The organism is Streptomyces sp. NPDC030809 (assembly GCF_055572195.1).
This window is the reverse complement of the sequence record NZ_JBVIDV010000015.1, coordinates 133,985-147,239: the sequence shown is the minus strand read 5'-3', so window position 1 is coordinate 147,239 and position 13,255 is coordinate 133,985. Positions and strand designations below refer to the sequence as shown.

Sequence of the window (13,255 nt, the reverse complement as noted above, 5' to 3'; positions counted from 1 at the left end):
GGGTGACACGGTACGGAGGGAAGAGCGGGATGGCGGAGGCTGCGGCGGGCGAGCTGGACAAGCCGGTGCTGGGGCGCAAGTGGACGGTGCGGTTGGACGGCATCGCGCGCGGCAGTGCGACCGTACGCGTGTCGTGCAGTCGGGCCGCCTGCACCGAGCAGCGTCTGCCGTCCGCGACCGAGGGCCGGGCGGCCGCGGTCGCCCACATCAAGACCCACCTGCGGGCCGCCACGGCGCCCCGGGCCGATGCGTACTGCGCGTGCCGGGCCGACGGCTGCCGTACGCACCTGCGGGCGGACGACGACCGGCAGACGCGCGCCCAGCCCTGGCGGTGCGGCGGGGCGGTGGTCCTGACCGTGGTCACGGACCGGGCGGGCCGCTGGTGGCAGGCGATGGAGTGCTGCTCCCGCTGCGCAGCCGCCACGCCCGGGGCGAAGGTCGTACCCACGCCTCCGGCCGTGCCCGGGCAGGGGACGGGGGCGGGGACGGGTGCGGCCGGGCCCGCCGGACCGGGCGGCGCGGCCGACCGGCCCTCGGGCGCGGCGGCCGGGGTGCCGCAGTTCTCCGACCGGCCGGCGGTGGCGGGAGTCGGGGGCGTGGACGGCGACGGGGACGGGGACACGGCCGGAGACCGCCGACAGGCTGCCGGTCTGCGGCAGGTGCCCGCACCCCGGCGGCCCCAGCGCCGACCCCGCCTGAAGACGATCGCGCAGCGGATCATCCCCCTCGATCTGCAACCCGAGGTCCTCCGCGAGGAACTGGTCGAGCTCGGGGACCAGTTCCGCGCCTACCAGCGGCGCGCCGAGCCCGACCTGGAGCTCCTCGCCGAGCTCCACGAGCGCAAGGCCCGCGCCTTCGCCACCTGGGCCGATGTCACCGGCGACGGCAGTCTGCGGTCGGAGGCCGGGCGGGCCGAGCAGGCGGCGGCCGCCGCCCGCGCCCAGCACGCGCAGCGCATGGGCCTCACCCCGGCGGGCGACGGGCCGGTCGTGGCCCGGCTGCTGACCGCGGCCTCGCAGTGGCAACACGTACGCACCGTCCTCTCGTACGTGGCCGGGCACACCCCGCTCCCCGGCCCGGACGCCCGGCTGCTGTCCGTGATGCTGACCCTGCGCACCGCGCACACGGGCCACGGCAACGTGGTGGGGCAGGACGTGGCCGGGCTGGGCCTGGCCGACCCCCAGGGGCTGGTCGAGCAGTTGGCCGGCTGCGGCTGGCTGCGCCTCCCCGGCACCGTCGAGGAACTCCTCGCCTCCCGCCCGGAGAGCGCCACTGCGATCACCCTCCCCGCCCTGCTGCCGGACGAGGACGGGACGAGCCCGTTGGCGTTCGGCAGGAAGCTGCGCCCGAAGCTCAGCGGATGGGCGCAGCGGGTGGTCTCGGACAAGAAGCTCCGCAAGTCCAAGGCCCCCGCCGGCCCCCGGCTCCTGGCCCTGACCCTGGCCGCGCACACCGACGTCTGGGGAAGCCTCGGCCCCGCCGGTGAAGGCCTCCCCCTCGACACCCTCGCCACCTTCGTCCCCGTCCCGGCGGAGGACCTGCAACCGCTGCTCGACCGCCTGACGGCGACGGACTGGCTCACCGAAGCCGCCCTCACCGACACCCACCTCACCGGCCGCCTCAGCGAGCGCGTCCTCCCCCTCACCTGCCCCCTGATCCAAGACCCCGGCACAACCGCGTGAGGTGAGGGCCTTGCACTCCGGGATCTTGGTCGGCAGGGTGGCCAGGACGTGTGCTGCACGCTGCCTCAAGGCACGTGCGGTCCGGAGACCGGGGGGAACGGAATGCTGACCGGGATCGTGATCGACGCGTACGACGTCGCGCGCATGGAGCGCTTCTGGCAGGAGGCGACGCAGGGCCGCACGGGCGGCCTCCGGCTCCGCTGCGTGCCGGCGGCCACGCCGAAGACGGGCAAGAACCGGCTTCACCTCGACCTGGCCGGGGGCCCGGACTGGGAGGCCGAGGTGGAGCGCCTGCTCGAACTCGGCGCGACGCGGGCCGACATCGGGCAGGGCGACGTGCCCTGGGACGTGCTGGCGGACCCGGAGGGCAACGAGTTCTGCGTCCTGCGCCCCGGCCACCCCGGCGTCCTCGCCGACTCCGGCCTGGTCGCCGTCTGCCTGGACATGGCCGAGGCGGACCGCCCCGCCCAGGAGGCCTTCTGGCGCTCCCAGGCCGACTGGCAGTCCGTCGAGTCCCACGCCTGGGGCGTCCGCTTCCGCACCACCCCCACCAGCCCGGTCTCCCTGGTCATGGGCCCGCCGGCGACTCCGAAGACCACCCGCAACCGCCTCCGCCCGGAGGTCACCGCCCCCGGCCGGGCACCGGGCGAGTTCCTCGACACCGCCGGAAACGAGTACCACGTAGCGGGCTGACCCCGGGGCGGGTACGAGGCTGCGCCCCGCGATCAGGGCCCGTGCGTCCCCCGCTGAGCCGGGTCCGGGGCGTCGGGCATCGGGAGGGCGGTGCCCGTTTCCAGCAGGGTCTTGAGGCTGGAGAGGAGGAGGGGCCAGGTCGGGCGGCACATGCCGATCATGGTGCCCTCCGGGTCGAAACCCGTGTGGTGGAGGGTGAGGCGGGTGAGCGGGCCGACCGGGTCGAGGGTGAAGGCGACCTCGGTGCGGGGTTCGGTGGCGAGACGGGCGCGCAACTCCTCGTCGACGCCGACCGCTTCGGCCCACTGGGGAGTGAAGGTGTGCCAGGTGTACGCGAGCCGGTGCGGCGGCGTGCTGTCGACGACGCGTTGTTCCGGGTCGGCGGTGTGCCCGCCCCGCTCGTCCCACACCATCGGCGAACCGGTCACCCAGTCGGTGGCGAAACGCACTCCCCAGTAGCGGGCGGTGAGTTCGGGGTCGGTCAGCCCCTGCCAGACCTGCTCGGGCGTGGCGCGGATGTAGGTGGTGTAGGTGATGACGCTGTGGTCGCTCGGGTCCTCGGACATGCGTGGGTGCTCCGGGGTGCTGCGGGTCGGGCGGGATCGGCGGCGGGGCTGTGGCGGCCCGTGCGAGGGGCGGTTGCCGGCGGTTGCGGTTGCCGGCGGTTGCGGTTGCCGGCGGTTGCGGTTGCCGGGGCGGGTTTCAGGCCTCCGGAGTCATGCCGCGGTCGGGGGCGCTCATGTCGCCCGTCGCGGGGGTGCCGTCGGCGAGGGCGTAGCGGAGGTGGACGGTGCCCTTGGGGCTGGCGGCGGGGGGTGCGAGGAGGGTGAGGTTGGTGGGGACCGCGCCGTCGCCGAAGACCCTCTTGCCCACGCCGAGCACGATCGGGTGCACCCAGAGGTCGAGGCGGTCGAAGAGCTTCTCGCGCAGGAGGCTCTGCACCAGGTTCAGGCTCCCGACCACCTTGATGTGCTCGTGCCGGTCGCGGACCTCGCGCACCGCGGCGGCCAGGTCCGGGCCGAGCAGGCTGGACCCGGCCCAGGACAGGTCGGGCCGGCCGCGGGAGGCCACGTACTTCGGGACGCGGTTGAAGAGCGTGGCGATCGCGTTGTCCTCACCGCCCTCCTGGTACGGCCAGTAGCCGGCGAAGATGTCGTACGTCCGCCGGCCGAGCAGGAGCGCGTCCGTGCCCTCGTACGCGGCCCCGATCTGCGCCCCGGCGACCTCGTCGAGCAGCGGGGCCTGCCAGCCGCCGTACGGGAAGCCGGTCGGGTCCTCGTCGGGGCCGCCGGGCGCCTGCCCGACGAGGTCGAGGGTGGCGAACATCTCGATGTGGACGAGGCCCATGGCGTACTCCCGGCGCGTTGACTGCCTCCATCAAGGCGCACACCGGCGGGCATCGCGGCGCCCGCCGCCCGGAAGGCGGCGGGCTTCACCCCATCGGGGGTACCGGTACGGGTCGGCGTCTCGTGGTCCGGCGTGCTGGTGTCGCGGCGGGCGCTGTCGGTCACGGCGGGGGCCCCTCACGGCGCCCTCACGCGATGCGGTCGGGGGCGGCGGCGCACCGGCCGGATCTGCGGGGGAAGGGGAGGTTCCGGCCCTCGCCCACCGGCCCCGCGCCGGAGGTGTGCCCTGCCGAAGGGTGGCGGGCCGGTCCGCGGGCGCGCCCGTGGCATCCTCCGTCAGAGCGGGCGGACGGCGTCGGCCTGAGGGCCGCGGTTGCCCTGGGTCACTTCGAATTCGACGCGCTGGTTCTCGTCCAGGCTCCGGTAGCCGCTGTTCTGGATGGCGGAGTAGTGGACGAACACGTCGGGGCCGCCGCCGTCGACGGCGATGAAGCCGAATCCCTTCTCTGCGTTGAACCACTTCACGGTGCCCTGCTGAGGCATGTCCCGGGGCCCTTCCTGTGCTGTCCGGGGCACTCCGCCCCGGCGTCGTGCGGATCCTCCCCCGGGCGGACCTCCGCGAACCCGCACGACACGCCTCGAACGGGTGAACCAGCACGCTCGGCCGGAGTCGGCGGCGAGGCTGGTGACCCGTGACGGGATCCGTCGTTGGGAGTTGTGAGCGATCGCTGTGGGAGGTTGGGATGGGCCAGGGAGTTCGAGTCGCCGAGCAGTTGTTCCTCGGGGACGCGGAGGGTGTGGCGCGGAGCGCCGAGGAGATCGCTCGGGGACGGGCCGTGGCGCACGGGTTCGGGAACGTCTACGCGCTGACGGCGCGGCCCGAGCGGGACGCCGTCGAGCGGGTCAACCGGATGAAGGGGCGGCCCGCGGAGCACGTCGGCAGCGTCACCACCGTGCGCGGGCGGGTGGCCTCGCTCTTCGACTGGAGCCGGCTGCCCACGGGCTTGAGGCGGCGGCAGGTCGAGGACCTCATGGAGGAGCTGTTCCTGCTCGGGCCGTTCGGCTTCCGCGGGCCGGCGGCCCGGCACGTGCCCGCGCATCTGACGGCGGCCGACCGGGGAGTCGCGACCGTGCAGCTCATCGGCCCCGGGTACCGCTGCCCGTCCAACACCCTCCTCGCCGCGGCGATGGAGCAGACCGGGACCGGCTTCCTGGCCGTGACCTCGGCGCACCGGTCCCGGCACCTGACCGGCGCGGAGTACGAGCCCGCCCACTGGCGGTGCGAGGGCGTGCGCGCCGAGTTCGACCACGAGGACGAGATCACCGCCCTGGCCCACGAGGACGAGGCCGCGGCGCGGCGGCGGCACCCGCACCACACGCCGGTGTCGACCACGGTGGTCTCCTTCCACCGCGAGGCCGGGACCAACCGGTCCGGGCTCCCCGCCCTCACCCTCGAACGGCACGGATCGCTCTCCGCGGACCACACCCGTGCCATCGCCGCGAACCACGGGTTCGCCCTCGTCGTCGGGCCCCGCGCCGCGCACAGGCTCACGCCCCGGACGTACGACGCATGAGCGGCGCCGGGTGGGCGCCACCCCGCCGGAAGCGGCCGTGACCCGCCCCGGCACCGCGCCGAGGGTGGCACTGGTCACCTCGCGGCACCTCGCCGCGCACGGCTGGCAGGACGGGGACACCGTCCCCCTGGGCGAGGCGCTGTGGGAGCGCGGGATCGACGCCTCCGTCGTGGCGTGGGACGAGCCTCAGGACTGGGCCCGGTTCGGCCTGGTGGTCCTGCGGTCCCCGTGGGACCTGTTCGTGCACCGGCCGGGCGAGCTCCTGCCCTGGGTGGAGGAGCTCGCCCGGCACACCCGGGTGCTCAACCAGCCCGCCGTGATCCGCCGGGTGATCGACAAGCGCTATCTGCGCCGGCTGGCGGCCGCCGGGGTGTCCGTCGTACCCACCTCGTTCGTCGAACCGGGGATGGAACCCGCCTTCCCCGACGGGGAGTTCGTCGTGAAGCCGGTGGTCTCCGGGGCCGCGCACGAGAGCGCGCGCTACGGCGCCGGGGAGACGCGGCGGGCGCTCGTGCACCTCGCGCACCTGCACCGCCGTTCGGCCGCCGCGATGGTGCAGCCGTACGTGGCCTCCGTGGACGCCCTCGGCGAGCGCGCCCTGGTCTACCTCGACGGCGCGTACGACCACGCCGTCGTGAAGGAGGGCGTGCTGAAGCCGGACGTGGCGTTCGACGCCCGGCACGATCCGCACCCCAACCCGCGCCCGTACCGGCCCACCGACGCGGAGCGCGCGCTCGGCCGGGCGGCGCTCGAAGCGTTCTGCCCGGGGATCACGCCCCTGTACGCCCGCGTGGACGTGGTCCTCGGCGCCGACGGACGGCCGATGGTGATGGAGCTGGAACTCGTCGCGCCCTTCCTGTTCCTGGCGCACAGCGAGGGCGCCGCCGGCCGCTTCGCCGAGGCCATCTGCGCGCACCTCGCCTGAGCGGGGGCGGGAGTGGGGCGTAACCCCGGCGGCGGCCGCGCGTTGGCTCCGGCGTGACGCTTGACGACCTGTACACCGCTGTCATGGCCGAGGAGATCGACGGCCAGGAGGAACCCCCGCGGCTCCCGGTGCTCACCCGCTCGGAGATCCTGCTCGCACTGGCCCTGCTGTGCGCCGTCGCCGACGGCGACAGCGGCGAGGAGGTGCAGACCACGGCCCGCGCCCTGTACTCCCGCCTGGGCATGCGCCTGCCCGCGCGCTGAGGGGTCCGGCCGCCGCCCGCATCCCGCCGTCGCGTAGGGAACGCGTCAAAACTCCCCGTCCGCCCGTATGGACCCCGTCAAGGTGGGCCGACGGGGCCCCGGGCCTGGGGTGGGATCGGATCATGGGACGCGGAAAGCTTCGGATCTACCTCGGTGCGGCGCCCGGAGTCGGCAAGACGTACGGGATGCTCTCCGAGGCGCACCGCCGCGTCGAGCGCGGCACCGACTGCGCCGTCGGCTTCGTCGAGCACCACCACCGGCCGCGTACGGAGGTGATGCTGCGCGGGCTGGAGGTGATCGGGCGGCGGACGATCGAGTACCGCGGCACGTCGTTCACGGAGATGGACGTGGACGCGGTGCTGGCGCGGCGGCCGGCCGTGGTCCTGGTGGACGAGCTCGCGCACACGAACGTGCCGGGTTCGCGCAACCCCAAGCGCTGGCAGGACGTGGAGGAACTCCTCCAGGCCGGCATCGACGTGGTCTCCACCGTCAACATCCAGCACCTCGAATCACTGGGCGACGTGGTCGAGACGATCACCGGGGTCCGGCAGCGGGAGACCGTCCCGGACGAGGTGGTGCGGCGCGCGGACCAGATCGAGCTGGTGGACATGTCCCCGCAGGCGCTGCGCCGCCGGATGGCGCACGGGAACATCTACAAGTCCGACAAGGTCGATGCCGCCCTGTCGAACTACTTCCGCCCCGGCAACCTCACCGCGCTGCGCGAGCTCGCGCTGCTGTGGGTGGCCGACCGGGTGGACGAGTACCTCCGGCAGTACCGCGGCGAGCACGACATCCGCACCACCTGGCAGGCGCGCGAACGGATCGTCGTCGGGCTCACGGGCGGGCCGGAGGGCCGTACGCTGCTGCGCCGCGCGGCCCGGCTCGCCGAGAAGGGGGCCGGGGGTGAGGTGCTGGCCGTGTACGTCTCGGCCGGGGACGGGCTCACGTCCGCCTCGCCGAACGAGCTGGCGGTGCAGCGGACCCTGGTGGAGGACCTCGGGGGCACCTTCCACCACGTCATAGGGGACGACGTGCCCACCGCCCTGCTGGAGTTCGCCCGCGGGGTCAACGCCACCCAGATCGTGCTCGGCGTCAGCCGGCGCAAGCCCTGGCAGTACGTGCTGGGGCCGGGGGTGAGCGCGACCGTGGCCCGCGATTCCGGGCCGGACCTCGACGTGCACCTCGTCACGCACGACGCCGTCGCCAAGGGGCGCGGGCTGCCGATCGCGCGCGGGGCCCGGCTGGGCCGGGCGCGCATCCTGTGGGGCTGGCTCACCGCGATCGCCGGGCCGGCGCTGCTGGCCCTGCTGCTGAGCCGGGCCGTTCCGGAGCTCGGGCTCGCCAACGACATGCTGCTCTTCCTCACGTTCACGGTGGCGGCCGCCCTGCTCGGCGGGCTGCTGCCGGCGCTGGCCTCGGCGGCCTTCGGCTCGCTGCTGCTCAACTACTACTTCACCCCGCCGCTGTACCGGCTGACGGTGTCCGACCCGCGCAACATCCTCGCCATCGCCATATTCGTGGGCGTGGCCGTGTCGGTGGCCTCCGTGGTGGACCTGGCGGCCCGCCGGACCCACCAGGCCGCCCGGCTGCGCGCCGAGTCCGAGACCCTGTCCTTCCTCGCGGGCAGCGTCCTGCGCGGCGAGGACTCCCTCCAGGCCCTCCTGGAACGCCTGCGGGAGACCTTCGCGATGGACTCCGTGGCCCTGCTGGAGCGGGCCAGCGAGGTCGAGGCGTGGGGGACGGCGGCCGCGGCGGGGACGGGGGCCGTGGCCCGGCCGGAGGACGCGGACGTGGACCTGCCGATCGGCGACCACCTGGCCCTCGCGCTCTCGGGCCGGGTGCTGCCGGCCGAGGACCGGCGGGTGCTCGGCGCGTTCGCCGCGCAGGCCGCGGTCGTGCTCGACCGGCAGCGGCTGGTGGACGAGGCGGCCCGGGCTCGCCGGCTGGAGGAGTCGGGGCGCATCCGCACCGCGCTGCTGGCCGCGGTCAGCCACGATCTGCGCACCCCGCTCGCCGGCATCAAGGCCTCCGTGTCCTCGCTGCGGTCCGGTGACGTGGAGTGGAGCGAGGAGGACCGGGCCGAGCTGCTCGAAGGCATCGAGGAGGGCGCCGACCGGCTGGGGCACCTGATCGGCAACCTGCTGGACATGTCGCGGCTGAACACCGGGACGGTCGTGCCGCTGATCCGCGAGACGGACCTCGACGAGGTGGTCCCGATGGCCCTGGGCGGCGTACCGGAGGACAGCGTCTGGCTGGACATCCCGGAGACCCTGCCGATGGTGGCGGTGGACCGCGGGCTGCTGGAGCGGGCCGTGGCCAACGTGGTCGAGAACGCGGTCAAGTACAGCCCCGGCGGCACGCCCGTCCTGGTCTCCGCCAGTGCCCTCGGGGAGCGGGTCGAACTGCGCGTGGTCGACCGCGGACCGGGGGTTCCGGACGCGGCGAAGGAACGCATCTTCGAACCGTTCCAGCGGCACGGGGACGCGCCGCGGGGTGCGGGGGTCGGACTGGGCCTGGCCGTGGCGCGGGGCTTCACGGAGGCGCTCGGGGGCACCCTGCATGCGGAGGACACGCCGGGCGGCGGCCTCACGATGGTCCTCTCCCTCCCGGCCGCCGCGGCGGGCGTCACCACCGCGGTCCCTGCCGCCGCGCCCGGCGCCGTGCCCCGCGCTGTCCCCGGTGCTGTCGCCGGTGCTGTCGCCGCTGTCGCAGCTCCCGAGGCGGCAGCCGTTCGCCGGGAGTCCGCCGGTGCGCCGTTGCCGGGTGCCGTGCCGCGTGTGGCGCCCGGCCGCGAGGGGTGACGGCAGACGCGACACGGGACCGGCCGGGGCCGCGGGTGCCGCCATGGGTTGGCACCGGGTGGCGCCCCATGGCGCTCAGTGGCACCAAATGGCGCCAGGCGGTGCCAGATGGCGCCATTCGATGGCTCCAGACGTGCACAGCCAGGCGTGACACCCCCCAGACCCGCGGGCGCCGCCGCACATTTACACAGGTCAGAGGCTCGATCGGCGAGCATGGGCCGGCGTGGCGCCGAGGAGGCTTGCGGATGGCGCCATAGTGGTGCCATGATGACGTCATGGACCTCACTCCGTATGTCGACAACCTTCGCCGGGAACTCGCGGTGGCCGCCGAGGCAGGCGGGGAAGACGCCCGGGAGCTCGCCGAGCGGCTGACCGCTCCGCTGGAGTCGGCCACCCGGCTGACCATGCTCCACGTGCTCTCCGCCGCCATGGACGAGATCACCCGCGAGCTCGCCCCCGGCTCCGTCGACGTACGGCTGCGCGGGCTGGACCCCGACTTCGTGGTGACGCTGCCGCCCGCCGAGGGCGGCGCGGCCCCGGAGGCGCCCCTGCCGGCCGAGCCCCTCAAGGCCCCGGCCCCCTCCGAGGGGGACGAGGGGGGCACCGCCCGGGTCAACCTGCGGCTGCCGGCGCACCTCAAGGCCCGCGCCGAGGAGGCCGCGGGCCGCGAGGGCCTGTCGGTCAACGCCTGGCTGGTACGGGCCGTGTCGGCCGCGGTCGACGGCGGCGGCCGGGCGGCCTCGACCGAGCGGGTCCAGACCGTCGGACAGAGCATCACCGGCTGGGTGCGCTAGCGACAGGCATCCGGCCCGGCCGGGACGACCGCACGACCGGACGACCGCACGACCGGACGACCCGCACCACGCGCACGACTCCGTACGACTCGTACGGCCCGCGCGACTTCGCCCGTATCGCTCCATCCACCGCGCCCCACCTGCGGGGACGCCGCCAAGACCCAAGAGGACGGGACAGCCATGCCTACTTTCGACACGCCCGCACCGATCTCGGTCACCGCGCACGTGGAGGCCGGGTCCATCCGGTTCACCGCGGGCGACCGCGCCGACACCGTCGTGGACGTACGGCCGCGCGAACCGAAGCTGGAGCGGGACGCGAAGGCCGCCGAGCAGACCGAGGTCGCGTACGCCAACGGAGTCCTGAGCATCAGGACGCCCAAGGCCCGCAACACCCTCCGGCGGCCGGGGACCGTGGACGTGACGGTCGAACTGCCCACCGGGTCGCACGTGGACACGACCGGCGCCTGGGCCCAGGTGCTCGGCGAGGGGCTGCTCGGCGAGGTCCGCGTGAAGACCTCGACCGGGGACGTGCGCCTGGACGCGACCGGCCCGCTGACGCTCACCGCCTCGCACGGCTCGATCACCGTGGACCGGGTCACGGGCCGGGGCGAGCTCACCACCAGCTCGGGCAGCGTGCGCGTCGGCCTGCTCGACGGCCCCGCCGTCCTGAAGAACTCGCACGGCACCACGACCGTCGGCGCCGCCACCGGCGAGTTGCGCGTGAGCGGGGCCAACGGGGACATCGACGTCCGGCGCGCCGAGTCCTCGGTCACCGCCACCACCGCGCACGGCACCCTCCGGGTGGGCGAAGTCGCGCGCGGGACCGTGCAGTTGGAGACCTCGTACGGGTCCATCGAGGTGGGCGTGCGCGAGGGTACGGCGGCCTGGCTGGACGCGAGCTCGGGCTCCGGTCAGGTCCGCAACATGCTCACCACCTCCGGGGCCCCGGAGGACTCCGAGGAGACGGTCAAGATCCTCGCCCGCACCAAGTTCGGCAACATCGACATCCTCCGCGCGAGGGTCTGACGCCGGGGCCGGGTCGGCCCTCCTGGTCCGCCCCGGCCCCGCTCCCCGCCACAGGGCGGCTGCGACGCCGACTGCACCTTCGCCTTCGCCTTCGCCTTCGCCTTCGCCTTCCGCGCCAACCTCAGGCTCCACCTTCAGGTTTCACCGTCACCTTCAGGCTTCACCACGCCCGAACGGAGAGCTCCATGCCCAATTCTGTCATGCCTGCGTCAAATCAGTCGGGTGACCGCCCCCGTCCTCCGCCGTCGCCATCTCCGCCACCGGACTGCGCAAGTCCTACGGCGACAAGGCCGTGCTCGACGGCATCGACCTGCACATCCCGGCCGGGACCGTGTTCGCTCTGCTCGGCCCGAACGGCGCCGGCAAGACCACCACCGTGAAGATCCTCTCCACCCTCATCGGCGCCGACGGCGGGCAGGCCCGGGTCGCGGGCCACGACCTCGCCGCCGAGCCGCAGGCCGTGCGCGCCGCGATCGGCGTCACCGGCCAGTTCTCCGCCGTGGACGGCCTGATCACGGGAGAGGAGAACATGCTCCTGATGGCCGACCTGCACCACCTCTCCAAGCAGGAGGGGCGGCGGATCGCGGCCGAACTCCTGGAGCGCTTCGACCTGGTGGAGGCCTCGAAGAAGCCGGCCGCCGGCTACTCCGGCGGCATGAAGCGCCGCCTCGACATCGCCATGACCCTGGTCGGCAGCCCGCGGATCATCTTCCTCGACGAGCCGACCACCGGCCTCGACCCGCGCTCCCGCCACAACATGTGGCAGATCATCCGCGAGCTCGTCACCGGCGGGGTCACCGTCTTCCTCACCACCCAGTACCTGGAGGAGGCCGACGAACTCGCCGACCGCATCGCGGTGCTCAACAACGGGAAGATCGCCGCCGAGGGCACCGCCGAGGAGCTCAAGCGGCTCATCCCCGGCGGCCACGTCCGGCTCCGCTTCACCGACCCCGCCGGTTACCGGGCCGCGGCCGCCGCCCTGCGCGAGGCCGGCCGGGACGAGGAGGCGCTCGCGCTCCAGATCCCCAGCGACGGCAGCCAGCGCGAACTGCGCGCCATCCTCGACTGGCTGGACGCCGCCGGCATCGAGGCCGACGAGCTCACGGTCCACACCCCCGACCTCGACGACGTCTTCTTCGCCCTGACCGGCGCCGCCGGACGTGGCGCCGCCGTTCCCGCCCAGCACCCCGACCAGGCCGAGGAGGCCGTCCGATGAGCTCGCTCTCCCTCTCCGTCCGCGATGCGTCCACGATGCTGCGCCGGAACCTGCTGCACGCCCGCCGCTACCCCTCGCTGACCCTGAACCTCCTGCTCACGCCGGTCATGCTCCTGCTGCTGTTCGTCTACGTCTTCGGGGACGTGATGAGCGCGGGCATCGGCGGCGGGGGCGCGGACCGGGCCGAGTACATCGCGTACCTCGTGCCGGGGTTGCTGCTGATGACCGTCGGCAGCACCGTCATCGGCACCGCGGTCTCCGTCTCCAACGACATGACCGAGGGCATCATCGCCCGCTTCCGCACCATGGCGATCAGCCGCAGCTCGGTCCTGATCGGGCACGTCATCGGCAGCGTCCTGCAGTCGGTGGCCAGCGTGGTCCTGGTCGGCGCCGTCGGCGTGGCCATCGGCTTCCGCGCCACCGGCGCCACGGCCGTGGAATGGCTCGCCGCGTTCGGCCTGCTCGTGCTCTTCGCCCTGGCCCTCACCTGGATCGCGGTGGGCATGGGCCTGGTCAGCCCGAACGCCGAGGCCGCCAGCAACAACGCCCTCCCGCTGATCTTCCTGCCCCTCATCTCCAGCGCCTTCGTCCCCGTCGACGCGATGCCCGGCTGGTTCCGGCCCGTCGCCGAATACCAGCCCTTCACCCCCGCCATCGAAACCCTGCGCGGCCTGCTCCTGGGCACGGAAATCGGCAACAACGGTTGGATCGCCCTGGCCTGGTGCCTGGCCCTCGCGGCCCTCGGCTACCGCTGGTCGACGGCGGTCTTCAACCGCGACCCGAAGTAGCGGCCGCGCCGGTCAGTCCCGGCCCGGCTCGGCCCGGCCCGCCCGGCGGCAGGCCCCCTTGATCTCGCCGCCGTGCGGGTGACCGCCCGTGTCGCCCACGTCGGCGCACGGGCCTGGGCCTGGGCTGGGCCTGGGCCTGGGCCTGGA

At 74.2% G+C, this 13,255-nt stretch carries 13 protein-coding genes; 10 read left to right on the top strand and 3 right to left on the bottom strand.

The genetic code is table 11. From position 1 onward, the window contains the following. The first annotated feature begins 29 nt into the window (after window positions 1-29). Window positions 30-1,682, top strand: coding sequence for a hypothetical protein (locus ACZ407_RS21025; protein ID WP_468130333.1), 1,653 nt, complete (start codon window positions 30-32; stop codon window positions 1,680-1,682). 102 nt (window positions 1,683-1,784) lie between these two features. Beyond that, window positions 1,785-2,375 carry a VOC family protein gene (locus tag ACZ407_RS21020; protein ID WP_468130331.1) on the top strand — a complete coding sequence of 197 codons (591 nt, stop codon included), beginning with the start codon at window positions 1,785-1,787 and terminating at the stop codon, window positions 2,373-2,375. Window positions 2,376-2,407: 32 nt separating this feature from the next. On the opposite strand, the gene ACZ407_RS21015 is transcribed toward ACZ407_RS21020, so the two are convergent. The 3 genes from ACZ407_RS21015 to ACZ407_RS21005 form a co-directional block, all read right to left on the bottom strand. Beyond that, entirely contained in the window at window positions 2,408-2,941 is a 534-nt protein-coding gene (locus ACZ407_RS21015) for an SRPBCC domain-containing protein (protein ID WP_468130329.1), read from the bottom strand. Window positions 2,942-3,077: 136 nt separating this feature from the next. Next, window positions 3,078-3,722: a dihydrofolate reductase family protein gene (locus ACZ407_RS21010; protein ID WP_468130327.1), complete on the bottom strand. Its 645-nt coding sequence runs from the start codon at window positions 3,720-3,722 to the stop codon at window positions 3,078-3,080. 335 nt (window positions 3,723-4,057) lie between these two features. Further along, entirely contained in the window at window positions 4,058-4,264 is a 207-nt protein-coding gene (locus ACZ407_RS21005) for a cold-shock protein (protein ID WP_468130325.1), read from the bottom strand. Between the two features lie 200 nt (window positions 4,265-4,464). Here ACZ407_RS21005 and ACZ407_RS21000 point away from each other — a divergent pair, with 200 nt between their 5' ends. The 8 genes from ACZ407_RS21000 (at window position 4,465) to ACZ407_RS20965 (ending at window position 13,108) form a co-directional block, all read left to right on the top strand. After that, entirely contained in the window at window positions 4,465-5,295 is an 831-nt protein-coding gene (locus ACZ407_RS21000) for an L-threonylcarbamoyladenylate synthase (protein WP_468130323.1), read from the top strand. Window positions 5,296-5,305: 10 nt separating this feature from the next. After that, window positions 5,306-6,220: an ATP-grasp domain-containing protein gene (locus ACZ407_RS20995; RefSeq protein WP_468130321.1), complete on the top strand. Its 915-nt coding sequence runs from the start codon at window positions 5,306-5,308 to the stop codon at window positions 6,218-6,220. Window positions 6,221-6,273: 53 nt separating this feature from the next. Then, window positions 6,274-6,483: a hypothetical protein gene (locus tag ACZ407_RS20990; protein ID WP_468130319.1), complete on the top strand. Its 210-nt coding sequence runs from the start codon at window positions 6,274-6,276 to the stop codon at window positions 6,481-6,483. A 122-nt stretch (window positions 6,484-6,605) separates the two neighbouring features. Then, entirely contained in the window at window positions 6,606-9,284 is a 2,679-nt protein-coding gene (locus ACZ407_RS20985) for an ATP-binding protein (protein ID WP_468130317.1), read from the top strand. Between the two features lie 275 nt (window positions 9,285-9,559). Beyond that, window positions 9,560-10,078: a hypothetical protein gene (locus ACZ407_RS20980; protein WP_468130315.1), complete on the top strand. Its 519-nt coding sequence runs from the start codon at window positions 9,560-9,562 to the stop codon at window positions 10,076-10,078. A gap of 180 nt (window positions 10,079-10,258) precedes the next feature. Beyond that, a complete protein-coding gene (locus ACZ407_RS20975; RefSeq protein ID WP_468130313.1) occupies window positions 10,259-11,104 on the top strand; it encodes a DUF4097 family beta strand repeat-containing protein in 846 nt (281 codons plus the stop codon). Window positions 11,105-11,396: 292 nt separating this feature from the next. Beyond that, window positions 11,397-12,320, top strand: a complete 924-nt coding sequence (locus ACZ407_RS20970; RefSeq protein ID WP_468130311.1) for an ATP-binding cassette domain-containing protein — start codon at window positions 11,397-11,399, stop codon at window positions 12,318-12,320. Beyond that, window positions 12,317-13,108 carry an ABC transporter permease gene (locus ACZ407_RS20965; protein ID WP_468130309.1) on the top strand — a complete coding sequence of 264 codons (792 nt, stop codon included), beginning with the start codon at window positions 12,317-12,319 and terminating at the stop codon, window positions 13,106-13,108. The genes ACZ407_RS20970 and ACZ407_RS20965 overlap by 4 nt, the downstream gene beginning before the upstream one ends. Window positions 13,109-13,255 lie beyond the last annotated feature (147 nt).